Annotated in this window: 25 protein-coding genes and 1 pseudogene; 6 read left to right on the forward strand and 20 right to left on the reverse strand. The window is 41.1% G+C overall.

Annotated elements, in window-relative coordinates:
* Positions 1-36: 36 nt before the first annotated feature.
* Positions 37-1,323: a cell division protein FtsZ gene (gene ftsZ, locus VB620_RS15190; protein WP_323196996.1), complete on the forward strand. Its 1,287-nt coding sequence runs from the start codon at positions 37-39 to the stop codon at positions 1,321-1,323.
* 326 nt (positions 1,324-1,649) lie between these two features.
* Here the strand turns inward: ftsZ and gshB are convergent, their stop codons facing one another.
* The 8 genes and pseudogenes from gshB to VB620_RS15230 form a co-directional block, all read right to left on the reverse strand.
* On the reverse strand, positions 1,650-2,618 hold the full coding sequence (gshB, locus tag VB620_RS15195) for a glutathione synthase (RefSeq protein ID WP_323196998.1): 969 nt from the start codon (positions 2,616-2,618) through the stop codon (positions 1,650-1,652).
* A gap of 185 nt (positions 2,619-2,803) precedes the next feature.
* On the reverse strand, positions 2,804-3,064 hold the full coding sequence (gene grxC / locus VB620_RS15200; RefSeq protein ID WP_323196999.1) for a glutaredoxin 3: 261 nt from the start codon (positions 3,062-3,064) through the stop codon (positions 2,804-2,806).
* A 103-nt stretch (positions 3,065-3,167) separates the two neighbouring features.
* Entirely contained in the window at positions 3,168-4,943 is a 1,776-nt protein-coding gene (hflX, locus tag VB620_RS15205) for a GTPase HflX (protein ID WP_323197043.1), read from the reverse strand.
* A gap of 203 nt (positions 4,944-5,146) precedes the next feature.
* Positions 5,147-5,386 (reverse strand): hypothetical protein, encoded by a 240-nt coding sequence (locus tag VB620_RS15210; protein ID WP_323197000.1) that lies wholly within the window; start codon positions 5,384-5,386, stop codon positions 5,147-5,149.
* Positions 5,379-5,885, reverse strand: coding sequence for a DUF3368 domain-containing protein (locus tag VB620_RS15215; RefSeq protein ID WP_323197001.1), 507 nt, complete (start codon positions 5,883-5,885; stop codon positions 5,379-5,381). The genes VB620_RS15210 and VB620_RS15215 overlap by 8 nt, the downstream gene beginning before the upstream one ends.
* On the reverse strand, positions 5,878-6,132 hold the full coding sequence (locus VB620_RS15220) for a UPF0175 family protein (RefSeq protein WP_323197044.1): 255 nt from the start codon (positions 6,130-6,132) through the stop codon (positions 5,878-5,880). The genes VB620_RS15215 and VB620_RS15220 overlap by 8 nt, the downstream gene beginning before the upstream one ends.
* A 122-nt stretch (positions 6,133-6,254) precedes the next feature.
* On the reverse strand, positions 6,255-6,869 hold the full coding sequence (locus tag VB620_RS15225) for a hypothetical protein (protein WP_323197002.1): 615 nt from the start codon (positions 6,867-6,869) through the stop codon (positions 6,255-6,257).
* A 269-nt stretch (positions 6,870-7,138) separates the two neighbouring features.
* Positions 7,139-8,452 (reverse strand): annotated as a pseudogene (locus VB620_RS15230) (ATP-binding protein); the annotation flags it as partial.
* A gap of 467 nt (positions 8,453-8,919) precedes the next feature.
* Here VB620_RS15230 and VB620_RS15235 point away from each other — a divergent pair.
* Together VB620_RS15235 and pabB are read left to right on the forward strand one after the other, a co-directional pair.
* Positions 8,920-9,429, forward strand: coding sequence for a single-stranded DNA-binding protein (locus tag VB620_RS15235; RefSeq protein ID WP_323197003.1), 510 nt, complete (start codon positions 8,920-8,922; stop codon positions 9,427-9,429).
* Positions 9,430-9,458: 29 nt separating this feature from the next.
* A complete protein-coding gene (pabB, locus tag VB620_RS15240; RefSeq protein WP_323197004.1) occupies positions 9,459-11,498 on the forward strand; it encodes an aminodeoxychorismate synthase component I in 2,040 nt (679 codons plus the stop codon).
* A gap of 197 nt (positions 11,499-11,695) precedes the next feature.
* On the opposite strand, the gene VB620_RS15245 is transcribed toward pabB, so the two are convergent.
* From VB620_RS15245 to VB620_RS15265, 5 genes are all read right to left on the reverse strand, one after another.
* Positions 11,696-12,475: a COP23 domain-containing protein gene (locus tag VB620_RS15245; RefSeq protein WP_323197005.1), complete on the reverse strand. Its 780-nt coding sequence runs from the start codon at positions 12,473-12,475 to the stop codon at positions 11,696-11,698.
* Positions 12,476-12,548: 73 nt separating this feature from the next.
* Entirely contained in the window at positions 12,549-14,096 is a 1,548-nt protein-coding gene (locus VB620_RS15250) for a M48 family metallopeptidase (RefSeq protein WP_323197006.1), read from the reverse strand.
* Between the two features lie 21 nt (positions 14,097-14,117).
* Positions 14,118-14,975: a DUF5331 domain-containing protein gene (locus VB620_RS15255; protein ID WP_323197007.1), complete on the reverse strand. Its 858-nt coding sequence runs from the start codon at positions 14,973-14,975 to the stop codon at positions 14,118-14,120.
* A gap of 37 nt (positions 14,976-15,012) precedes the next feature.
* The gene (locus VB620_RS15260; RefSeq protein ID WP_323197008.1) at positions 15,013-15,345 is read right to left on the reverse strand and encodes a (2Fe-2S) ferredoxin domain-containing protein; all 333 of its coding nucleotides are present in this window, start codon (positions 15,343-15,345) and stop codon (positions 15,013-15,015) included.
* A gap of 155 nt (positions 15,346-15,500) precedes the next feature.
* The gene (locus tag VB620_RS15265; RefSeq protein ID WP_323197009.1) at positions 15,501-16,478 is read right to left on the reverse strand and encodes a cysteine synthase A; all 978 of its coding nucleotides are present in this window, start codon (positions 16,476-16,478) and stop codon (positions 15,501-15,503) included.
* A 314-nt stretch (positions 16,479-16,792) separates the two neighbouring features.
* Here VB620_RS15265 and VB620_RS15270 point away from each other — a divergent pair, with 314 nt between their 5' ends.
* Together VB620_RS15270 and VB620_RS15275 are read left to right on the forward strand one after the other, a co-directional pair.
* Positions 16,793-17,110 carry a hypothetical protein gene (locus VB620_RS15270; RefSeq protein ID WP_323197010.1) on the forward strand — a complete coding sequence of 106 codons (318 nt, stop codon included), beginning with the start codon at positions 16,793-16,795 and terminating at the stop codon, positions 17,108-17,110.
* Positions 17,111-17,192: 82 nt separating this feature from the next.
* Positions 17,193-19,337, forward strand: a complete 2,145-nt coding sequence (locus tag VB620_RS15275; RefSeq protein ID WP_323197045.1) for a dynamin family protein — start codon at positions 17,193-17,195, stop codon at positions 19,335-19,337.
* A gap of 130 nt (positions 19,338-19,467) precedes the next feature.
* Here VB620_RS15275 and VB620_RS15280 read toward each other — a convergent pair whose 3' ends face one another.
* From VB620_RS15280 to VB620_RS15300, 5 genes are all read right to left on the reverse strand, one after another.
* Positions 19,468-20,385 (reverse strand): TIGR01777 family oxidoreductase, encoded by a 918-nt coding sequence (locus VB620_RS15280; protein WP_323197011.1) that lies wholly within the window; start codon positions 20,383-20,385, stop codon positions 19,468-19,470.
* A 29-nt stretch (positions 20,386-20,414) separates the two neighbouring features.
* Positions 20,415-20,861: a DUF1772 domain-containing protein gene (locus VB620_RS15285; RefSeq protein WP_323197012.1), complete on the reverse strand. Its 447-nt coding sequence runs from the start codon at positions 20,859-20,861 to the stop codon at positions 20,415-20,417.
* 205 nt (positions 20,862-21,066) lie between these two features.
* A complete protein-coding gene (locus VB620_RS15290) occupies positions 21,067-21,564 on the reverse strand; it encodes a hypothetical protein (protein WP_323197013.1) in 498 nt (165 codons plus the stop codon).
* A gap of 26 nt (positions 21,565-21,590) precedes the next feature.
* A complete protein-coding gene (locus VB620_RS15295; RefSeq protein ID WP_323197014.1) occupies positions 21,591-22,325 on the reverse strand; it encodes an SDR family oxidoreductase in 735 nt (244 codons plus the stop codon).
* A gap of 118 nt (positions 22,326-22,443) precedes the next feature.
* Positions 22,444-22,629, reverse strand: coding sequence for a hypothetical protein (locus VB620_RS15300; RefSeq protein WP_323197015.1), 186 nt, complete (start codon positions 22,627-22,629; stop codon positions 22,444-22,446).
* Here VB620_RS15300 and VB620_RS20885 point away from each other — a divergent pair.
* On the forward strand, positions 22,574-22,885 hold the full coding sequence (locus VB620_RS20885) for a winged helix-turn-helix transcriptional regulator (RefSeq protein ID WP_407674228.1): 312 nt from the start codon (positions 22,574-22,576) through the stop codon (positions 22,883-22,885). The genes VB620_RS15300 and VB620_RS20885 overlap by 56 nt on opposite strands.
* A gap of 139 nt (positions 22,886-23,024) precedes the next feature.
* On the opposite strand, the gene VB620_RS15310 is transcribed toward VB620_RS20885, so the two are convergent.
* Complete coding sequence (locus VB620_RS15310) at positions 23,025-24,332, reverse strand: efflux RND transporter periplasmic adaptor subunit (protein ID WP_323197017.1); 1,308 nt, start codon at positions 24,330-24,332, stop codon at positions 23,025-23,027.
* A gap of 271 nt (positions 24,333-24,603) precedes the next feature.
* Complete coding sequence (locus VB620_RS15315) at positions 24,604-25,542, reverse strand: serine hydrolase (RefSeq protein WP_323197018.1); 939 nt, start codon at positions 25,540-25,542, stop codon at positions 24,604-24,606.
* Positions 25,543-25,548: the final 6 nt, after the last annotated feature.

The raw sequence follows: 25,548 nt of genomic DNA on the forward strand, positions 1-25,548 counted from the left end.
ACCTGAAAAAGTCGTTTATCTACCTCTCTAAATCTAATGACACTTGACAATAACCAAGGGCTTACCTATAAAAATTCCGAATCTGCGGGACAGCCGGGGTTTCCGCTCGCTGTTAACTCGAATAACCCCTTTAACAACTCTGGGCTGAACTTTGGACAAAACCATGATAGTAAAAAGATGTCTACGGAAAATAACCGTATTGGTGAAATTGTTCCAGGTCGGGTTGCCAATATCAAAGTAATTGGTGTTGGTGGTGGTGGTGGAAATGCGGTTAACCGCATGATTGAGTCTGATGTCTCAGGGGTAGAGTTTTGGTCAATTAATACTGATGCTCAAGCTTTGACTTTGGCTGGTGCGCCTAGTCGGTTGCAAATTGGACAGAAACTCACACGAGGTTTAGGCGCGGGTGGTAATCCAGCTATTGGTCAAAAGGCGGCTGAGGAATCACGAGATGAGATTGCTACGGCTTTAGAAGGTGCTGATTTAGTATTTATTACTGCTGGGATGGGAGGCGGTACTGGAACAGGTGCAGCCCCGATTGTGGCAGAAGTAGCCAAAGAAATGGGTGCTTTGACTGTGGGTGTGGTGACACGGCCATTTGTGTTTGAAGGTCGCCGCCGTACTACCCAAGCGGAGCAAGGTATTGAAGGACTGAAAAGTAGAGTAGATACACTAATTATTATTCCCAATAATAAGTTGCTGGAGGTTATACCAGAGCAAACCCCTGTACAAGAAGCTTTTCGCTATGCAGATGATGTGCTGCGTCAAGGTGTACAAGGGATTTCTGATATTATTACCATTCCTGGTTTGGTAAACGTTGATTTTGCCGATGTGAGAGCGGTGATGGCAGATGCAGGGTCAGCATTAATGGGAATAGGTGTGAGTTCTGGAAAGTCAAGAGCTAGAGAAGCGGCGATCGCTGCTATTTCTTCACCTCTACTGGAATGTTCTATTGAAGGAGCAAGAGGGGTTGTATTTAATATTACTGGTGGTAGTGATCTGACTTTACATGAAGTGAATGCAGCTGCCGAAGCTATATATGAAGTAGTTGATCCCAATGCCAATATTATTTTTGGAGCGGTAATTGATGACAGACTTCAAGGCGAAGTAAGAATTACGGTAATTGCGACTGGATTCACAGGTGAAATACCGGCAGCAGCCACCCAAAATGTAGTGGCTAATCCTAAAGTCACTCCTACTCCTAAGCGTTCAACTCCGCAGCAACCAGGAGTTAATCCCTCGACACCAGTGGCTGAACCTAAAGAGAAAATGGGATTAGATATTCCTGACTTTCTACGAAATCGGCGTACACCACGGAATTAATTACTGAGAAATCAAAGTTTTAGAGGAATTTTATAGTCTCAGATTGATCTGAATGTTGTATAAAATCTCATAGTTATCTAGTTTCACCACGGTCAGGGGTCAGTAATCTTATTGCTATCCCTGAATCAGTAAATTGGTGATCAAATTTTCCTACGCTATTCATAAATCACATCAACTTGGGGAGGAGTCTAATGACTCAGATATCTCTATTGTGGGAAATCAAAGTCAAAAGACTTGCCTCAAGAATGCGATCGCTGTTATTTAATGGAGATCACCTAAAATCCTGAAAAAAAACCAGGAAAGTAATTCAACTCAGGTAAATTATCTTAGTTTTTCAAAGTTTGGGAAATCCAGGAAATGACCTCTTCCCCTAAGCGAGTCCCATCTAGTCGGTCAATTTCACGAATGCCCGTGGGACTGGTAACGTTAACTTCAGTCAGATAACCGCCGATAACATCAATACCGACAAAAATTAAGCCGTCTTGACGTAACTTGGGGGCTAGTTCTGTACAAATTTCTTGCTCTCTGGGAGTAATGCTAGTTTGAGCCACAGTACCACCAGCGGCCATATTATTCCGAAAGTCATTACCGCTAGAAAGGCGATTCAACGCCCCAATGGGTTCACCATTTAGGAGAATAATCCGCTTGTCTCCTTCTTTAGCTTTTGGTAAATAAGTTTGCACCATGACTGGTAATCGACCACGGAGTGTACTTAGTTCTACAATGGAATTAAAATTGCGATCGCCAGCTTCTAAAAATAAAATCCCTTCCCCAGCCTTGTTACCCAATGGTTTGATAATTGCTGCTCCCTTAGCCTCAACAAACTTCCAAATTAACTGTTTATCTGCACTAACAATAGTTTCTGGAATTACCTTGGTAAACTGAAGGGCATACATTTTCTCATTTGCCTCTCTGATACCACTGGGACTGTTAACTATTAGAGTTTTGTTTTGGTCGATGTAGTCAAGAGTATAGGTGGCGTAGAGATAAGAATCATTCACAGGTGGATCTGTACGCATAAACACCGCATCCATTGATTCTAGAGAAGTAAAGCAGGGATCGCTCAATTTATACCAAGGATTAGCAGCTATCCACCGTCCCTCAACTAACTGCACTGGAACCAATTCCACCTGCTGTAAAATAGCCCAAGCCTTGCTATTGACTACACTGAGTAAATTTGTCTGAGTTACCCAAATTTCATGACCTAAGATTTGTGCTGCTTCCATCAGAGCAACGCTAGTATCATGACCAGGATCAAGCCGATTGATAGGATCAATAATAAAAGCTAATTTCACTTTGTTTGCCTCAATTACCAGGATTTCTCAGATTACCTTAGCTTAATGCGACACCTCTCAAACAATAGCTGTTTGCGTAGCTTAGTCAGATCAGTTCTGAGTTATCAGTAATCCCTATCAGTTATTTTGATGGCGTGAAACTTGCTCTGAATGAAAACTGCGGTCATCTTGTCTCTAACTACACACTATTGAGCTAACAACTCATCCAATTTACCTTCACTTTCTAAGGCTTGGAGATCATCACAACCACCGATATGGTGATCATTAATAAAAATTTGTGGTACTGAGCGTCTACCATTAGTTCTTTCGGACATTTTATCCCGTGCCGCCTCATCTCCATCAAGGCAATATTCGCTAAAATCAACACCTTTTTTGCTCAACAAACTTTTAGCACGGATGCAAAACGGGCAATAACTCCAAGTATAAATTTCAACTTTCGCAGTCATAAGGGCTTTTATGAGATTTAAGACTTTTTTATTTTAGCGGAAACAGCAACTAGCCTCTAGACTAAGGATTTGCAGTAGTATTCCCCAAAAAAGGGGATCAGATTCAACGGGTGTCTACAACATATTCAATCAGTTGGGTCAGACGATGGCGGAGGGTTTCTAATCCTAATCGCTGACTTGCGGAAATAAACACAGCTAGGGGAAACTCTTCTTGAGCGATCGCCAGTGTAGCACTATCAACTTGGTCAATTTTGTTAAAAATCACCAGTGCGGGGCCGGGAGTTACCGGCATTTGTGCCAAAATTTCCCTGACTGAACGAATATGGCTCAACCAAGCCGGATGAGACAAATCAACTAAATGCAATAAAGCATCAGCTTCTGTGACTTCCTCTAAGGTGGCGCGAAAGGCATCCATTAAAGAGGCGGGCAGTTCGTGTATAAAACCTACTGTATCTGTCAAGAGAATTTCCTGAGTTTCACCAGCATTACCATGAGCAATTACAAGGCGGCGGGTGGTGGGGTCAAGGGTGGCAAATAACTGGTCGGCGGTGTAAACTTCGGCGTTGGTGAGAGCATTCAACAAGGTAGATTTACCCGCGTTGGTATAACCAACCAAAGCCACAGAGGGAACTTCCTGATTTTGCCGTCTCAGACGTAACCGGGAACGATGTGCCTGTAACTGGTTAACTTCTTGTTGCAGTCGGGAAATGCGTTTTTGAATCGCCCGGCGTTCTGTTTCCAGTTTAGTTTCACCAGGGCCACGAGTCCCAATACCACCACCTAACCGGGACATAGCCAGACCTCTACCACTGAGTCGCGGCATCATATATCCTAGCTGCGCCAGTTCTACTTGCAATTTACCAGCACGGGACTGGGCGCGTTGGGCAAAGATATCTAAAATTACTTCGGTGCGGTCTACTACCCGGACACCAATTTTTCTTTCTAAGTTACGGACTTGAGCGGGTGAGAGGTCACGGTCAAAGACAACGAGGTTAGCTCCCAGGGTTTGGGCGGTGAGGGCGATTTCTTCAACTTTACCTTCACCAACTACGGTTTGTGGATGAATGCGCGATCGCTTTTGTTGTAGTGTTTCTAATACATCACCACCAGCCGTATCCACCAATCTGGCTAATTCCAATATGGTGTCCTGGAATCGTTGAGGAGTTGTTTTTTCAGTAATTACACCCACAATCAATACCCGGTCATGATCAGCGTCTACTTCTTGGGCGACAAATTCCCGTTGAAATTCTGCTTCCAGACCTTCCACCAAGTCGAGAAAATCCTGCTGTGATAGCACGTCTAAACTCATCGGCGGTGATACGCTAGAGTAAAGCCCTGAGTCTTGAGCCACATTTTTCTTTGAGGAAGATTCTTCTGGTAACTTTTGGTTAGTTGCTGATGGCTGATTTGAAACTAATTGTTGATTGTTCGATATTAAGTGAGCCAAATAGGTTTCTTTCACGTAGCCAGTGGAACCACCACCACGCCGTGTAAATCCAGTGCCAGTGATATTTATGACAACCAGAGCATCTAAGCGTTGCAGTGCCATTGCTGTCAGTGCCGATTCATTGGGCGGTTCTGGCTTGAGATGGGTAGCTATACAACGAATACCGCTCAGACGTTCTGCACCGTAACGAGGCAGTTCTAGCGGTGGGATTTGGGTTTGACGTGGTGTACCTACCCCTACACGCATAACTTGTCCGCGACGGTTGAGGTAGGCACACACAGGCTGATTGATTTCTGTGCTAATTGCTGCCAGACGCTGGGCGAACTCAGAGGTGATGAGGCGATCGCCTGCGATGCGCTGGTGGTACAGTCGCTGTAGTTGCTTCAGCTGACTGGATTTTAATCCTTGGAGATTGCCAAAAATAGTTTCTATAGGCGTTTATGACCAATAAATGGTCCCCCGAATGCTTACTTATGTCTATTTTACAACAGCCTTTTGCCTGCAAACTCTTTCTTTTGGGGGTGGGAATCTTTATTTTTGGGGAAATTTTCTCTAGAACCCTCAGACTAGAAGTTTGGGGCTACACAGAGAAAGCCTGCCTACGCAGGCTAAATGCAGGTATTCGTTAATTCAGATCAAAGTTCTTCTTTTGTTAAATCAATTTCCCAGTCTTCACCATCCAAAACGGCAAACTCTGTTAATTCCGGGTCATTCAAAAAATCTTCGGCTGTGGCGGCAATAAAAGGTGCTAGTATTTTGTGTCGTTCTGTTACAGGTAATCGAGCAATTTCTTGAAGAGATATCCGTTGTTGCTGCTGAGGATTTGATCTAATACCAAAAACTTTAGAAGTGGGTGAAGCAACAAATTTAAACATCTATTTCACCAGCTTGTTGGAGTGCAAAATTAATCAAAGTTTCACTTAACCTAATTCCGCGAACAATCATTCTGTGAATTGCTTCTTTAATATTAATAGAATATCCTTCTTGCTTGGCACGTAACAAAATACCAATAGTACCTGTAAGAGAAAGACCGCTTAACCTAGCAACTCGTCTACCAACAGCTTCATCAATGCACACAGTGGGGATATTTTCATTGATAGCAAGTTGGATTACAGAAGCCTCTCCTAAATCTAGAGAATTTAGTAAGAAAGGAGAAATATGATTTAAAGGTGTTGGCATTTTTTCTAGCCAATTAGCATCTTCAAACTCATTCACAGCAAATCCGCTTGTACCTCCTGCGAGTATTTCTTGTCCCACTTCAAAAGGAACCAAAACTTGGGTATATAAAGTTTGAAGAACGCGTAAATCTCCTGTAGCCGCTACTATAGAAATAAGTGGTGCTGTGTTGGTAACAATTATATTCGTTTCAGGCATTATTTAAGTCAGATAAAAGTTCCTCTTGTGTTAAATCAATCATCGCCACACCATAACGATGTAAATTAAGCAAAAAACTTACCCTATCTATACCTGCTAACTGTGCAGCTAAACCAGAAGAAATTCGTTTCATTTCAAATAGTTTGACTGCCATTGCCATTTTTGCCTCTTGCTCAAATTCTTCTCTGGTTTGCTGAAGGGCATCTGGTAAAGTTTCTGGATACTCGATTTTAAGCTGTGACATAATAATTATTTGGAATTATTCTTTTAAGGAGCGCTTGTAATTTCAGATGCCTAAAATTCACCTGCTTGGATAGTCTTCATAAAGTCCTTCGTCTTCTGGTGCGTAGCCTTGCACATACAAGCATTTCACGAATTAGAGTCAAAACCGCTTAGTATTTTTTGATTTATAAGTTTTGCTAATTTAGCTTCTATGCCTGCATAATTATTTGATATTTCCCGAAAAATTCTTGTAACATCGCTAGACTTATTTTCAATATTTGACATTCCACCTTGATCAACAATATATTGCAATCTCATGAGTAGTTTTTCAATATTATCTAGCTTTCCAAATAATTCACCTGCTTCCGATGTGTCAAGTCCTGGAAGCTCATGCAGCTTTGTCACAACTTGGTTAAATTCAATTGGTGCTTGATTTACAAATACTACTGTAGAACTAGGAATTACAGATGGTGCAATCGCAGCCAACTCAGCCATTTTATCTGCTAATGCCCTTGCAATTGCCACGGATGTTTTTATTTCCGAGTATGATAAAATTAGTGACTTAAGTTGGGGAAACCCAGAGTTGACTTTGTTCTCAAGAGTACCAATTTTTTCTTGTAGTTCATTCAACTTTTTATTAGTAGTAATTTTCAAAAAACCTAATGACACAACTGCTACAGTATTAGCAGCATTTTTAATATCTTTAATTACTCCTCTCACAGAACTTAGGAATAAAATTGCGTCTTTTATTTGCATCATCATTTTAAGTTACTCCTCAAAGCATATAAATCTCTATTTAACCTCCAATATTCAGACAAAGCAATTACTCTGCTATAAACCTCACTATTCTTATTAAGAGAATGAGCCGTTGTTTTTAACATTTCATAAGCAGAATTAGCTGTATCAGCTACCTTCTCATAATCCTGATTATCTATATATTCTTTATATAATTTAGCAGTATTACTTAATCCTTGAAGCATTATATTATCAATTCCATCTGTTTGGTGTAAAGATCTCATTAATTCTTGATAAGACATCGCTTCTTGAAATTCTTTAATTCCCTTTATAATGGGATGAACATCATACCAAGTTTCACTTTCTCCATCTTTATCAAAATAGCGATATTCCAAAATACAGCGATTGAATAATAATCCCCGATACAGTTGATCATTCTCTATATCTTTAGAATGGTGAACTGTTGCTAGTGCTTCCCATTCATTAGCAAGAACTGTATTGCGATATGTATTTCTTAACTCGCTAATTGAACGTTGTATGGCTTTGTTAGGAATTGGCAAGGTGTCAGTGTATTTAAGAGCTTCCCTCATTAATAATAATAAATTTCGCAGATGACCTCCACTCATCAAGCATATTGCCTCTAATGCTTGACGTTCTTCAAATATATCAACAATGGAGAGGTTAGGGTCTATTGAATCCAGACGTTTTTGTAATAATTCAGTAAGTTTATTAATTCCTAGTTCATACTTTTCATTTTCGGGGTTTCGCACCATAATCATGGGTAATACCTGAGTATTTCCGTAAATATTACTTAAATCAGCAGCACGATTAGAATACAGTAAAGAAATTGGCACTGTATAAATCAGATGGCAATCTAAAGCTTGCAGTTGTTCACTGCGGTCTAGAAAAATTTGCTCATGATTGCTGCGTCCACCTTCTTGCAGTATGGGTACAATCCGATCTAGGTTATCAGCAATTAAGACTAGCTGAGAATAACCCTCAGGTAAGTTATTTTTGGCATCTTTAATGAACTGATTCAATGCATCAATCAAAGTAATTGTATGCGAATTGACACACTCACGAATTTTTTGGCGTTGGCTGGATTCAGTTCTCAGATTAGCTGTGATTCGAGCAAACTGGTCAATTTGCTCTTCTTTATCTAAATTCTCTAGAGATACGTCAGTCAGTGCTAAATCTTTTAAATCTTGCCAACGATCGCTTAACCAGTTCAATAAACTAACTGGATTAGCATTATCTTTTAACGCCCTCAATAAATGACGTGTACAAGCTAAAAGAATATCTGTATATTGGGCATCTTCTGGATCAATATCTTCTTCATCAGCAGCAAAATAGACTACAAAGCAACCTTTTTCATCTAAATATTGCTGAAGTCGCAACAATTCCGTTGATTTACCAGCACCTCGATGACCCGCATATAGTTGAGAGGTCATTCTGTCGGACAGCAAAATTTCTTTCCCCACTTCTACCAAGATGTCGCCATCTCCGCGCACTTCTGAACAATCCACATAAGCCGGATCTCCAGCAGGTAGGGGTCGGAATGGGTCAAATGTGTTATATATCCGCTTTAATATGGCAAAATCTTGAGTCATAGGTTTTAATTTCGTCTGCTAGCGTCATATTAACTCTTTTCAGCCAGAGAGAGGTTTGTTGACTTTGCAGGACGGTTTATTGGCTGGGGATTTTTTCCAGTTCATGTCAAAAGTTAATCAGAATATGGATTTGTGTCACGCATCAGCGCAAGCGAAGCACGAAGTGCGTTAGGCGCAAAGGCGCAAAGGTAGGAAGGTATTTTTGGCATTTCGCACTTTAGTTTAGCAATGTATTTTTTCTGCTACTTAATGGTATACTTGTACTACTCATGCAGGAATCAATACTCAATTTAGTCAGGCGCAGTGGCGAATGGTATCCCAAATGCTGTTCAAAACTGTCGCTTGGCTTTTATGCTAAAAAAGACACTATAAGTCTATGCTAGGAATTTATTCAGGCAGATTTACAAATATTTCCGTAATCAAAACCCTATTTCTTAGTCAACAACTTTTCTAGACAGGAGGATTTTATGAATAGCTGCGTTTTAATGGCAGAAATCATTCAAGAACCACAGTTACGTTACACAGCAGATAACTTAGCCATTACGGAGATGTTGGTGCAGTTTCCTAATTCCCAACGCACAGAAGACCAGTTAGTTACTTTAAAGGTGGTTGGCTGGGGGAATATGGCTACAGAAATTCAGCAAAATTACCATCAAGGCGATCGCGTCCTCTTAGCCGGAAGGTTAGGAATGCATACTGTGGATCGTCAAGAAGGTTTTAAAGAAAAACGCGCCGAGCTAACAGTACAACAGATTCAGTCTTTAGGAAGTAATTTCAGCCCATCATCAACTGTCACTTCCACACCCCCACAACCTTTACCAAGCCCAGCCCCAGTCAGCGCCCCCGTTACCACTCCCGTTAGCGTTCCGCCCCAACCCACAAACTTTGTACCCACACCTCCGCCCGCAAATTTGGAGCGCAGCAGTTATCCCCCAGTCACAGAGCAAGAACCAGACCCAGATGACATTCCTTTCTAAACTGGCTATACACATAGGGGAAATATTAAGTGCGATCGCTGATCATTGATAACTACGATTCCTATACATTTAACCTTTATCAGATGATCGCCCAAGTCAATGGAGAACTTCCCCTAGTGATTCGTAACGATCAACTTGACTGGGAGAATGTAACTAAATTGACATTTGATAATGTTGTCATTTCTCCCGGTCCTGGTCGCCCAGAAAAAGCTGAAGACTTTGGTATCTGCCGAGAAGTGATACAAAATCTAGATGTACCAATACTTGGGGTTTGTCTTGGTCATCAAGGACTAGCCCATGTCTATGGCGGAACTGTGATTCATGCGCCGGAAGTCAGACACGGGCGATTGAGTCAGATATATCACAATCAATCTGAATTATTCCGCGAAATTCCCCAAGGCTTTTCCGTTGTCCGCTACCATTCTTTGATAGTTGCAGAAGAATTACCTAACTGTTTAGAAAAAGTAGCTTGGACCGAAGAAGGGCTAATCATGGCGCTGCGTCATCGACATTTACCATTTTGGGGAGTGCAGTTTCACCCAGAATCCATTTGTACAGAATACGGCTGGAAGCTGTTAGAAAATTTCCGAGATATTACGGAGCAATTTTGGGGGTTGGACTTCCACTACCCTCAGTTTTCCCCTGCTCCCCCTTCCCCAGCTTCCGTTCATTCTCAGTATGAAGTTTGTAGTAAAAAATTAGATATCTATCCTGATGCAGAACAGGTGTTTGTAAATTTGTTTGCGGAAGATACTCACGCCTTTTGGCTGGATAGCAGCTTAGTGGAATCCGGTGTTTCTCGTTTCTCCTTTATGGGAGGAAGTGGTGGTTTAAATAGCTTGTTGATTGAGTATTGTACCCAAAGTCAAGAAATATCTATTACTCAGTTAGGTACTGTGACACGCCGCACAGAAAGTATTTTTGACTATCTCAAACGGGAAATTAATCAGAGAAAGTGTATATCTGATAACTTACCTTTTGATTTCCATTGTGGGTTTGTGGGGTACTTTGGTTATGAACTCAAGGCGGAATGTGGTTCTGAGTTAGTCCATTCTGCGTCCCTTCCTGATGCGATGTTTCTCTTAGCTGATCAAATGATTGTGTTTGACCATCAAGAGGAAACTATATATTTAGTATGTCTGACTCAAAATCATCAAAGGACACAAGCCGAAACTTGGTTGGAGTCAACAGAGAAACAACTCTGCACATTAGCGCCGCTTCCGCCTATTCAACCGCTTAGTCAAGAACCGATAGTTTTCCGCCTCAGTCGTTCTCATGAGACTTATATCAATGATATTAATCAATGTCTCAGGGAAATTAAGGAGGGTGAAAGTTACCAAATTTGTTTAACTAACAAGTTTTATACAGATAGCACTCCTAATCCACTGGAATTTTATCGCCGTTTACGCCGAGTTAATCCAGCCCCGTATTCGGCATTTTTGCGCTTTGGTGAGGTTTGTATTGCCTGTTCATCTCCAGAAAGGTTTTTACGCATTGACCGCGTCGGATGGGTGGAAACGAAGCCGATTAAAGGAACTTCTAGGCGGGGACAGACTCCGGAAGAAGATCACATACTACGTGAACAATTGCAGAATAGCGAAAAAGACCGCGCCGAAAATTTAATGATTGTGGATTTGTTACGCAACGATTTAGGCTTAGTTTGTGAAGTTGGTAGCATTCAAGTTACAAAGTTGATGGATATAGAAACTTATGCTACGGTGCATCAACTTGTTAGTACGATTCGGGGTTGTTTGCGCTCAGATATGACTGCAACTGATTGTATTAAAATGGCGTTTCCTGGTGGTTCGATGACAGGTGCGCCAAAAATTAGAACTATGAAAATTATTGATGAATTGGAGCAAGAATCCCGTGGGGTTTATTCAGGCGCGATTGGGTTTTTGGGGTTGAATGGTGCAGCAGATTTAAATATTGTGATTCGGACTGCGGTTTTCACGCCTAATGGTACTTCTATTGGTGTTGGCGGTGGTATTGTGGCTTTGTCTGATGCGGAAGGGGAATTTGAGGAGGCTATGCTGAAGGGGAAGGCTTTAATTCAGGCTTTTGATTGAATTAGGACTTACGCATAATCTACATTTTCTTGGCGTTCTTGGCGGCTTGGCGGTTCTATAAATCAAGATTTTCGGCAATTGTTGCGTAAGTCCTGTGAATGTCACGCAGAGTCGCAGAGAGTTTTTATGAGTGTGGATGAGCGATCGCCTACTGAGACTACAATATCTGCAAGGTGCGATCGCTACAAATCACTGTATTAGCGGAAATTACCAGGATTCAAACGTCCTGGACTAGCAGGTTGAGACTGAGGATTACTAACTGCGCCACTTCGCAGAGTCCCACCATCTTCAGGTGCGAGGTAAGGTTTCAAATTGATTCCAGCTTTACTAGATGCAGTGGGGCGATTATTACCACCACCTAACAGCGTGCGACCTAAATTGTATAAGTCATTCACCCCTCCCCGATTAGCGCCATAAGTATTCACAGGTAGAGTTTGTTGTCCATTATCAGCCGTCATCAAGTTTTGGAAAACGTCATTACGTACCGCATAAGGATCTTTTTCAGGGGGTACTGTTAGCACAATCCGGCAGAAAGGATTATTCTCCGTAGTTACACAGACAATATTTTCATTATTTTCTACAGCTATTTGCAGTTCCTGTAAACCATCCGGGCGATATACTTCTAAGCGACTGGCGATCGCTTCACAGCGTCTTTGGGGATTCCAGCCATCACCTAAAGCTCGAGGAGCCGCCCAAGGGAAAAACTCTCCTGACTGATTTTGTGGTTGATACATAACGGTATATTGTCCATTATAAAACTGACAACTAAACCGAGTTCCACTAGTCACAGGAGGTATATTTGTTGGTGTATTTATTGGTGCATCTATAGGCGCTGATGTACCCCCTGAAGGTATTGTGGGGACAACAATAGCACCAGAATTACCATCATTAAATTGAGCTAAAGCCGCAGAATTACCCAACAACAAAGATAAACTAAGACTACTCAAAAATACGACTTTTAAAGTTTGTAAAGACATAAATTATTGCCCAGTGTCCATCGAGTAGGAAGTTGATAATTTAAGTGACGTATAATTGGGGATTTTTGATTCATCAAGAACCCGATTTTTTTTCTTCTTGTGCTTTTTTTGCTTGCATTAGTTGTTGTACCCGCGCTTGTACTTGTAAATGTCGCTCAACTCCCTCATAAGAGTAGCGATTATAATTACTACGGGAAATTAAACTTTCTAAATAACTCACCCGTTCATTACCACCTGGATGAGAAGATAACCACAGAGGAATAGAATTTTTCTGTTCCTTTTCTAACGTCACCATTAAATTACGCAAACCATCAGCAGCATATCCACCAGCCACAATCAAACGTGTCCCCATATTATCAGCTTGACGTTCCATTTCTCGGCTATAACTAAGGGCAAATAGTTGACCGATATTACCACCTAGAGGTAAATACTGGGTAATATTAGCAATCAGATTTCCTTGAGTCGCTAATTGGAAGCCATGAGATAGGACTGTGTGAGCTAATTCATGACCAATTAAACCAGCTAATTCCGCCTCTGAATTGGCTTTAGCGATCGCCCCAGCATTAATAAAAACTTTACCGCCAGGTAGTGCAAAAGCATTCAGGTCTTCTTCGGGAATTACAAAAAATTCATATTTAAAATCATCCCTTCCCGCAACATTAACCAATTTCTGACCAATTTCATTCACATAAGCTGTGACAGTTTCATCCTCAATTAAATTCCACTGTTTTTTTGCCTGTGTTGCTATTGATTCACCGATAGACGATTCACCTCTTAACAACATAACAGTAGAATCAATCGCCGAAAAAGGACCTAGAATACTACCAGTAACTGCATAACCTAAAGCACCTGTAATTATATTTGTGATCGTATTACCTCGAATCTCTGAATTAATGTGAGACTTGAAGTTACGCAAATTTTTAGCAGCTAAATCTTGAAATTTTGCAGATTGAGGATGATCAGGATTTAGTAGTGCAAATTGACGCGCTGTTAAAGACGCTTCCATCCATTTTTCAGCCTCAACTAATGCAGCTACTCTCGCTTGAATTAAAGTTGATTCCTGGGGATAAAGAGAAACTGCACGCTCCAATACATCCAGTGATTCTTTTGGGCGATTGTATTGTTTTAAAACCTCTGCAAAACGAATATGACCAGGAATAAATTCCGGATATTGTTCTACCAATAATTGCAGAGGTACTATAGTTCTGGTTTCCAAATTATTAGCAATTCCCGCCGCCGATTCCCGCCAATATACTCGACCGGCTGGAGAAAGTTGCTCAGGGTCAAGTATTGCAAATTTCCTTTCTGGGTCTGTAAATTTTGTGGTGAAAGGTTCTTTTACCTGACGATATAGCTGTTCGGCTTCAGCGATTTTTCCTGCTGAAAAAAGCTGATCTGCTGCTATGAGTTTTTGCTGACGAGCCAATTCCTCTGGACTGAGTTTAGGTAACTCAGGTTGTGGTGGAGTTTCCTCAGCCTCGATTTTTACAGGTGTATTGGTAGTGTCAATAATCACAGATGCAGTCGATTCTTCGGCGGTAACAGGTGCGATGAACTGCATGAAGATAATTAACAGCAATGTCCCAAAAGCCAACAGCAGAGACTTTCTGGTTTTTTTCATAAATTTATAGAATAATATAGTTTAAACTCGGATAGGAATAGCTGCTTCTGGGTTGTATTCTTTACCCTGACAACACTCATCTACCCAAGCAGCCAGACTAGAAGCGTGATGACTATGTAATAAATTCCCTAGATGGGGAGCGTCTTTGAGTTTGGGTGATATTTGACCATGATTATGGCGGGAAACTGGGGTTTGAAGACACTGGCGTAAAAATAAAACCCCGATTAAACAATTTAGCTGGAGTAGAAGACTGCAAAACCTCATCGGTACAGGAGCCAACGGTGAATCTTCAAACTTTCGGGAGGGTAGAGTTTTGGTTTTGTTCAACACCTCAATAGTAATTGCTAAAGGCGATCGCACTGCTGGAACTTCTAGTAGTAAACCAGACAATCGTTTACGAGAATTTACTAACTTAGTCGCAACTGCAACCGATGAAACCCGTTTTTCTGTGGTGACAATCTCAGAATTTTCCCTCGATGCTGTCACAAATTGATCTAATCTAGGTAAATTCAAACACAGAGTTTCAGCCGGCGCAAGCTGAGAAGCCACTGTAACCACAGGTACAGCCTCCTCATCCCACTCAGTTGTAGATACAGAATCCTCTGAACTACTTAAACTTAACTCATCATCAGGATTAAAATTCAGACCTAAAGCCGAAACTATCTCATCAGGATTGTTATTCAGACTCAGAATAAAAGAAATCACCTCATTAAACTGTGGCTCTAAAACCGACAAAGTAGCCAAAATAAACCCAGAAAAAGGACGGCGCAGACCATCATAACTACCCCAAACCCTCATTTTCACCAGCCAAGAACGATTTTGCTCATAGTAACTTAGCCACTTAACTTTTACAGATTGACGTAACTGCTGAATATTCATAGATGCCTCCCTGTAGTAATTTATATTTTAAATATACTTACTTCTCAGTATGAAATCGAGAGTAGAGCATTTTTTTCACACATTCACCGCCTAACAAATGTTGTTCCACCACCAGAGGTACTTCATCAGGTCTCACCCCGCAATACCAGACCATATCCGGTAAAACCAGCACCATTGGTCCATTACCACATTGTCCTAAACAGCCGCTAGCCATTACCGTCACATCGGAAATTTCTAAAGCCACAAAAGCCGTTAATACCTCCGTTGCACCTTGTTTTTTACAGGTGCGATTTTGGCATACTCGCACACATTTAGAACCACTCTTAGGGTCGATTTCCGGAAAATTACATGATTTACTGATATTTGACATTGATTTTATCAGTGGTAGATACCTTGATTCCTGCTCCTCTCCTGAGTAAGCTACGGTGTACACACATCCAAAGAGACTTTCCCGAAAAACCGGATTTAAGTAGAAATTCAGTTCCCCTATTGTGTGTACAGAGTAGCCTTGGTCAATAGAGCTTTCTAATCACTAATAGCTAATCCCTTAGAAGCCAGCCATTCCGGGTTGAAAATGCGCGACTGATACCGAGAACCGTTGTCACACAAAATAGTTGCAATAGTATGTCCTGGCCCCATTTGCTTTGCTAACGCCACCGCAGCGCCAACGTTAATACCCGTAGAACCACCCATTAATAGCCCATCTTTCCGCAACAGTTGATAAACCACCCGCAAAGCTTCTGTATCATCTATTTGGATAGCATCATCAATAGGTGCGCCTTCCATATTCGCAGTGATACGGCTATTTCCAATACCTTCACTAATCGAACTGCCTTCAATCTTCATTTCACCAGTTTTGATATAGCTATACAATCCGCTACCCATCGGGTCAGCCACCACACATTTCACATCGGGATTCTGCGACTTTAAATACAAAGACACCCCAGCAAAAGTACCACCAGTACCAGTTGCAGCAGTCCAGCCATCAATTTTACCGCTTGTCTGTTGCCAAATTTCCGGCCCCGTAGTTTCATAGTGGGAGAGGCGGTTAGCTAAATTATCAAACTGATTTGCCCAAATAGCATTATCTAACTCCGCCGCAATTCTCCCCGATAGTTTCACATAGTTATTCGGGTCTTTGTAGGGAACCGCCGGCACAGGACGCACTTCTGCACCCAGGGTTCTGAGAGCATCAATTTTTTCTTGGGATTGGGTATCAGGAATAATAATCAGGCATTTATAACCTTTAGCGTTGCAAATATGCGCTAAACCAATTCCCGTATTCCCTGCGGTTCCTTCCACCACAGTCCCACCAGGTTTAAGTAAACCCTTCTTTTCCGCATCTTCAATAATATAAAGTGCAGCGCGGTCTTTCACCGAACCCCCCGGATTGAGAAATTCTGCCTTAGCCAAGATTTCGCAACCTGTGTCTTCACTAAAGCTATTTAAGCGAATCAGGGGTGTGTTACCAACGCTACCGACAAATCCATTTTTGATATCCATTTTGACGTTCCTGAGTGCTGTTATATGAAAATTTTGGCGTATTGCGGTGGTAATTTTGACAAATTCTGCCACCAAAATCCTAATACACCATACACACTCTCACTGAAAACTTCTTCTCTAAAACTCGATATGAGACTAAAATATTTTTTATATTCTATATTTCTGGAATGTAAGTGTAAGAAGTTGAATCTAAACTCTGGCTTCTCAATAGTTCAGTTAGAAGCAGTTTTACAGTGGTTATTTTATCTATTGTCAAATAATATACAATAGTTACATTTGTGATCATTTCATTATTTTAGAGCGAGTCAAAACTGATGACATCTCCAGATAATCGCTATAGAGAAATAGAGGAACGAGAACGGAAATTACGGGAACGGGAAGTTGAAGTCCGACTACGGGAAATGGAAGCTGATATTAACTTACCTATTCATCAAACAGTCAAACATCAACCAGATAAACCCAAAAAATCCTGGATACAAACAATTGTGATTGGGGGGAAATTATTTTTTCTCGGTGTTACAGCCTTAGTTGCTGTGAGAATAGCTTCAGCAATTGCGACGATAGTGATTATCTCTGCATTAATCTGGATGTCTTACAAACTATTTTTTGATTCCGAAGAAAAATCTCGTTAATTACACTGACAAATTTATTCATGATTTAGAACGAGTTTCTCAACTAGGTTTAGAAAAATGCACTCAAGCCAAGTCCTTAAATATGCCACAAAAAAATCAAGATTATCGCAATTTAGCTGATTCTCTGAAGTCTGCATCTACACTACTAAATTTACAGGCGCAGTCATCATTTCATGAAGAGATTATGACTGTTTGTAATCATTTAGTTAATCCCAGTTTTCGCATTGCCGTTTTTGCCCCTTTTAATTATGGGAAGTCTACTTTATTAAATGCCGTCTTGGGAAGTCGCACTTTACCAATTAATTTAATTCCGAGTACAGGTGCAATGATTACTGTTAAGTATGGTTCTAATGTGCGAACTCGGATTATATTGGTAGATGGTACAGAAGTTGACCGCAGTGGAACAGAGATTTTACAGGATTTTGCTATTCTTGATAGTAATAGGCAAATGCGAAAGGATGTCGCCTCCGTAGAAGTTTTTTATCCTCATCCCCTATTAAAAACTGGTGTAGAATTTATTGATTTACCAGGAACTAATGACCAGGAAGCTCACGATAATTTAGTTAAAGATACACTTTTAGGTGTCGATTTAGTAGTTCAGTTATTAGATGCACGTCAGTTGATGACTTTAGGTGAACGGAAAAATTTAGGTGATTGGTTATTTGATAGAGGAATTAAAACAGTTATTTTTGTCGCTAATTTCCTGAATTTACTGGAACCAGAAGAACAGAAACAAGTACAAAATCGCTTGTTATTTGTCGCCGAAAGTTTTCGTACAGATTTACCGCCAGGTTTTAGTAATTTATATCGGGTTGATGCTTTACCTGCTTTACGCGCCAGATTAAAGGGTGATGTGGCTGCGGCTAATGGTAGCGGTTTGACTGGTTTTGAAACAGCTTTGCAGAGTATTGTGGATATTTTACAACAAAATAAAGGAGGTATGCGGTTAAAGAGAGTGCAGGCGATCGCATCTCAAATTCAGGTATCATTGAAAGCTAAGATTGACCCTCTCTTAGATGAAATCATAGTTATTGATCATAAACACAATCAGGAATTTTTGATTAAAGAAAAAGCTGCTAACTTAATTAGTCAAGGTTTTAGCAAAAGCATAAAAGAGTTATCTGATTGGCTACAGCTACCTAACTTATTACAAAAATATCAAACTGATGGTGCAGTTGCATTAGCCGAAAATAAATTTAATCTTTGGCAAAATAACACTCTAAAAAAAGACTTCGACCAGTTGCGGTTAGCGGTAATTAAATGGCTATATGATGCTTATGATTTCTTTAAAGAAGAACGACCAGAAGATTTATTAATTCGCTTCCCTAGTCAACCGGAAATCAATTTACCACCAAAACCAGGTAACACTCATCAGTTAAATGAACCAGGTTCAATTGCAATGGGTGGTATTGGTTGGTTATTGGGTGGCCTTATGGTTGGGGCTGTAACTGGGAGTATTTCTTATTTATTCAATAAAAAAATTCAAAAACAAGATCAACAATTAGCGAAAGAATCATATCATCAGCAGGTTGCTAAAATTTGTGTCATAGCTATTGAAGATTATTTATCTAATTTCAGTATTAAAAGTTTATCAAATTTAGCTGAGTATGAAAAAAAAGCTGATAAAATTATTCGCTTTACAGTTAGCCAGAAAACAGACCTTATTGAAAAACGTACTTATTTGCAGCAATTACAAAATACTTTTAATAAATTATTATTTGAATTAGAAAAATTACAAATACCTTTAAATTATCAACCTTATCCAGAAATACCCAAAAACCAAAATACTCACCGTGTATATATCCCCAAATGGGAGAAAGTGCAAACTAAATCCACCAAAAATACTCAGACAAGGGTAGAATTTCCCAAACAGACTACTTCTCCTCCTTCCCATCAGGTAGATAGGAAATTTCGTAATTGGGAAATTGATGAGGAAATGGAGAGGTTGAAAGCAGAAATGGGTTCTCCTGGTTCTCAAAAACGCCAACAGCAACCACCATCTAAACCACCTAAAACCCAGGCGGAAAAACACAAAATTGCTCATGCTTATCAGATTTTGGGCTTACGTTCTAGTGCTTCTTGGGCTGAAGTGAAACAGACCTATAAAACTTTAGTTAAAAAATATCATCCTGATTTATTTATCAACCCGCAAATTAAACAACAAGCAGAGGAGAAAATGCGGTTATTGAATGAGGCTTATCGGGTTTTAGGAGATTATTATAGATAAGTTCAGTGATGCTTCCATGAAAAAACAGTTAAAAAATTATCCCTTCTAATCAGAAGAGATAATTAGCATTTTAAATGCAATTACTCTCAAATTAATTGAATAGAAACTCAATGCTGGATCAAACTGCAATCTAATGGCGGTAAATTTCTCTCAAGTACTTTTTGATGTCTTGATCCTGGAATACAAAGCCTGCATCCAGCAATTTGCTCGGTGAGACGCGCTGCCCCGTCAGAACAAGCTCCTGCCCCATTTGCCCCATAATTGCTTTGATCAAGAAAACAGGAGCAGAAACAAAACTCGGTCTGTTCAAAGCTTGACCCAGACTTTGAGCAAAAACCCGATTACTACATGACCCTGGCGAAACAAGGTTGATCGGTCCATTTAGCTGCGGGTGATCAAAAATAAACCCGATAGCAGCAACTAAATCGCGCAAACTGATCCACGACATAATTTGATTTCCCGTTCCAGATTTTCCACCCAGGAAATAACGAAATGGAGTTGCCATTGCTGGCAGCCCACCCCCACTGCGATCGAATACGACCCCGATTCGCAGCAGCGCGACTGGATTACCTGCTTCAATGGCTGGCTCCGTTGCTCTTTCCCATTGGTCAATCAGTTCCTGCAAAAAACAATTTCCTGTCCGGCGATCGCTGTCAGCTTCGGAAAACGCCTCGTGGTCATCGTCATAAAATCCGTAGGCACTTACTGCTGAAGCGTTAATCAGTCGAATATCTGGATTCCGTTTACAGACTTCTACGCAAATGTTGGTGGTATTCAGACGGCTATCGGTCATGACTTTTTTGTAGTCATCTGACCACGATTGGTCACTCACACCAGCACCCGAAATGTTGATGATGACACCTAACTCTTGAACTGGGGATGCCGAAAATTCCTCCCAGGAATAGCAATCCGCCGCAAATGGAAATTTTTGTTTAAGCGGCTGCGAGGTTCTCCCCACTAACACCAATGGACAAGATTTTTCATGGAGTAGCTGAACCAGTCTGGTTCCAACCATTCCACTTGCTCCGCAAACAACAACTTTTTTCATAACCTTTGAATGTAAATTTATTTATTTGCTCACTTTTTAAAACCTAAAATTGCAAAGACTGCGGCCGTAATAGCTACAACGACTCGTACCCAATGCAACAGCACCCAAGTTTGCAATTTACTGGTTGCTTCTGCTGCACTATACTCCAGATTCATGAAGGCAAAATTGGTTGGTAAATGGTAAATCAGGGTAATTGCTACGGTAATGAACAATCCAAATAAAGCCACCAGCCAAAATGATCGGGTTACAGGGTTTTTCCAGTTGAAAACAACAGACAACAGAGTTGCAATTAAAGCAGGTAAAAGGGTAGCTGCTGTGGGGGCTAAAAGAAGGGGAAATTTAACCTGGAAATCTTGCATGAATGCGATCGCATCAATGGATTGCCAATAGGTTGCATAACTCATGCCAATATTAATCATGTTGCCAGCAAAAGCAGCGATCGCAATAATGGCAATAATGGCTACTATGTTTTTCATTTCCCCACACCTCAGTAAATACCGTCCGAAATAAGAGTAAAAGCGCAACAAGCTGTAAGGGGATAGTGACACTAAGCGCCCCATAGACCAAACCTGAGTAAGGGAGACAGCCATTGTGTTGCTAGACCATTGGCAGTATGAATCTGTCTCACACAAAGGCGCAAAGATTAAGAGTTTGAGTAAGGGAATTTTTGGTTTTCATACCTCAGTTAAGCAACGCCTCGTTTCCTTTGTTGATGAGACGATACACAATGTAAATGTGGGCAATCAGCAGGATCGGAAAAAACAAGATCGCCACAAACCACATCACGCCGATATATTTATTGAACAGATCAAGACTGATGGCGATGCGCCCGACATTTATGATGTCTGCAAAGCCGATCAAGGTGAAGAGCCAAATCAACGGCACTGCTAAACTAGACTGTCCTCGTAGAGCTAGAGCCGCAATTAACGCACTGATGGCAGCTAGTAAATCACCGTAGGCGATCGCAGATAGAGCTTCCTGGGGCAAAGACGGATCTACCTGTCCAACCGCCAACAACGTAAAACCCGCGAATCGAAAAACGTGCAACAACAGCATTGGCAAAACGGCTGTTTCAAAGGGTAACTTTGAGAGGCTAGGTTGCACGTACCAGAAAAATATCAATGTGTACAGAACTAATCCTATGGTGCTTTGACCGCCCAAGATTATCCAGTTATTCATGCTGATTTAGTTTCTCTATGCTGAAGTTAGATGTTTTTATTCATTTGCTGAAAGAGTAATCCTGGTGCTACGCGACTCATCAACTTCAGTTGTGCCGACTGTCCGGGAGTAATTTCGTCAGTATTGTTTTTAAGTCCTTTAATTAGTGCTGCGACTAACTTTTCAGGTGATATGCGGGGGAATGACGGATCTAGGTCAGTAGCCAGTTCGGTATCAACAACAGGTGGCAATAACTCCACCACTCGAACTGAAGTGTCCGCTAGTTGCGCCCGCAAGCTTTGGGTGTAGGAGTGCAAAAATGCTTTACTCGCGCTGTAAACTGGGGCTGAGGCGTAAGGTGTGTAGGCTAAACCGGAGCTAACGTTGATAATAACTGACTCACGCCGCAGCATCCCTGGCAAAAAATAGTGAACCAGACGCACTGGGCCTGAAACATCAATATCTATTTCTTGCAGTTGTTTCTCCAGAGGGAAACCCTGAGTGACATCAAAGGAGTGCATGATTCCGGCATTGTTTACCAACACATCCGTGCCGCCATCTGCATCCATGCTGTCTCGCAGTGAAATAATAGCCGCCTCATCAGCGACATCACAGACATAGGAAGAAATATTGGGATGGTTAGCTGCTGCTGCTACCAGCTTATTATGATCTCGTCCAGTGATAACAACATGAGCGCCTTCAAATGCGAGCGATCGCGCCATAGCTAATCCAATCCCTGAACCGCCGCCCGTGATGAGAATGCGCTTTTTATTTAGATCCATTATGATTATTCCTCCAGCCAGTAATGGCAAATTCAGTTAACTTGCAAAACACAAGCGATTTAGCTTGCGAAACAAGAGTAACTTTTTAACTGGTAAAATGCAAGCTATACTTTGAAGACTATTTACCCCCATGTAGCTCATCCATGACGACTGGCAAAGACACACCGCGCTCGAATTGCCCTATTAGCTGCGCTCTAGATTTATTAGGAGACCGATGGACGCTGGTGGTGCTTCGTGATGTGCTATTGGTGCAGCGCCGGGCATTTTCAGAAATCGCCGTTAGCGAAGGTATCGCTACTAACACACTCACTGACCGACTTGAACGCTTGATCGAGAGTGGTGTGCTAGAGCGACGAAGAGATCCCCTCGATGGCCGCAGTCGTAGATATGTTCCAACTGAGCGTGGTCTAGAGCTAATTCCGGTACTAGTCGATTTGATGGTCTGGGGAAATAAGCATACTTCGGGATCTGGTCCCGCCGAACTTGTGTCCCGCGCTGTGAGCGATCGTGAAGGGTTACTTGCCGAACTCGTTCAACGTGCGCGCGATTTTGATGACTAGGCAAGCGTTCTTTTGACATACCTCCTCGTCCTAAAGAAGCGAGGATTCCTTGACACTTCGCTGGAACACGCCACAAGTGGTCTTATCGTCCCTCCATGTCCGTGTCAACGAAGAGCCGGGGGAGAAAACTTCAGCATTTTCAAGATTCCGGTACAATGGATACACCATCTTTCACATTCAACAGCCCAGAAGTGATAATTTGATCCTCTGCTTCTAATCCTGCTAAAATTTGATAATTATCATCTTTAATATTACCTAACTTTACCCGCCTTTGGCGTGCTATCAATTGATATCCACCTTGTGGTAATTCTTCTTTTTCAACAATATAAACAAAAGTTTCTGCACCCATACGAGATATAGCTTTAGTCGGGATTAAAACTCCAGAACGTTCGTTTAAAATTACTCTAGCCCGTACTAATTGATGTGGTTTTAAGGCATTGGCAGAATTATTCAAAAGTGCTTTAACCACCAGTGATTTATCTTCACTATTAGTATCTGGAGAAATATCAGATATTTTACTACTACTAATAACTTGTCCTTGGGTATCTAAAATCTCTAGTGGTATTCCTGGACGTAATTGGCTACTTTGTGCTGGTGAAACCGAAATATTCGCTTCTAATGGTTGGTTTTGAGAAACTTGTACCAGTGGAGTGGAAGTATTAACTAAATCACCAACTTGCACTGCAATATTCCCAATAGTACCGCTAAAAGGTGCTGTAATTCGATAATTTTGTGGCTGTGTTTGGCGATTTTTCAGATTTATTTCAGCTTGTTGCACAGCTTTTTCTGCCTGTGATAGGTTGCTTTTTTCTGCTTGAATCTGGGTATTAATTGCAGCTAAACGAGCCTTGGCGGTATTCAATCTGGTAGCATATTGATCTCTAGTACGTCGAGATACAGCTCCTTGATCTGCGAGGTCGGCATAGCGTTGATAATCCTGTTGCTGTAATTGCAAGTTAGACAGATAAGATTGACGTTCTGCTTCTAAACTTTGAAGTTTCATCCGGGAATTTTCCCGTTGTGTAATTGCAGCTTGTTTGGAAGCGTTAATTTCATCCATTGTTACCTGTCGAGAATCTACTTGCAAAATTGCAGTTCCTGCTACTACTGAATCTCCTGATTTGAGCAAGATTTTGGTAACTTGTCCGGGAATTTTTGATGGTATTTCTACTGAACGCTGAGACTCTAAACTAGCAACGAAATCTGAACTTTCCTGCACCATCCCAATTTGTACTGTTGATATTTTGACTCTTACTCCTGGAGTTTTAATATTAGTAATTGCTGTTTGGTTTCGAGGATGAAACCAGCGCCAAGCTATTGCCGTTCCACCACTAATAATTAGTATAAAGGCTAACAATAATATTAGCGATCGCCGTCGTTTAATAGATGACTTATCTGAGGATTGTGAAATATCTTGAAAATCAGTTTGCGGCTCAGGGGATGTCATAGGGAACCCAACAAATTAACTAAAACATAATTGGTTATTTCGCCATGATAACTATTAATTTAGTTTGAGACTTCAGGAAAAGATATATGTTGCATATCTCAATATAATGTCTCATAAATTTGGCTGTAATCTATCTGAAAGTGAATGATAACAGTTCCAAGTCAATGGAAAATCGGTAACAACTCTTCGTAATCCATAGCTAAAAATATATAGATAAATCGATATCACTATATAATTAATTACGAATTACGAATTACGAATTACGAATTATTCACAGGTTACTAATTGCTTGGGCAAATAGCTGAGAAACAAAAGGTAAAATTTCCCGGCTTTTAGCGTTAGCTTTACCTTCAGTAAATAGGACCAAAATGTAAGGATGCTGATTGGGTAGTTCAATATACGCTGCATCATGACGGACTTGGCTTGTCCAACCTGCTTTTGACCAAATTTCAGCATCTGGAGGAAGTCCACTACCTAAAAAACCTGTAACTTGATCTTCTTCGACATCTGTGGGTAAATCATTGGGGTTGAGGCTACGTTTGAGCAAATTCATCATGGCTTGCGATCGCCCACTAGACACAGCCACCCCACCCACAATACTATGAACTAACTTAGCGATCGCATTAGTAGTTACCATATTCCGGTTATCCAGCATTTCCCCGTAAAACGCCCGTTCCCGACCATAGGGACCATCACCCCAAGTTTTTTGACAGACATTAATCGTCTCCATTTCCTCCCAACCCAAAGACTGGAAATAGCGGTTCACAATCTGACGTTGATATTTCCAAGTTTCAAAGGGTCCCATAGGTAACTCCGGCCCCGAAGTCGTCCCACTGAGAATATCGACAATTAAACTAGTCGCATCATTGCTAGAATCCACAATCATATCTTTCAAGGCGCGTTCCAACTCCTGGGAAGATTGAATCATGCCTTTTTCCAACCATTCATTAGCAGCGACCAAATAAAACAGCTTCACAACACTCGCCGGGTAAATCCGTTCCACACCGCGATAAGTAAAACCACGGGCTGTATGGTTCCAAAAAGCATCAGGAGTCAAAGCACCACCAGTATTTACAGGGACGGGAGGATCATACACAATCCAAGTTAGAGCCACTTGGTTCCTGGCTAAAGTCGGAAATTTTGCCCAAGTTGCTTCTAAAATACCATTACCAATATTTTCCAGTTGTTCGTCTTTTCTCAAGAAAATCATTGCAGA

This window comes from Nodularia harveyana UHCC-0300 (assembly GCF_034931085.1).
Taxonomy (GTDB): domain Bacteria; phylum Cyanobacteriota; class Cyanobacteriia; order Cyanobacteriales; family Nostocaceae; genus Nodularia; species Nodularia harveyana.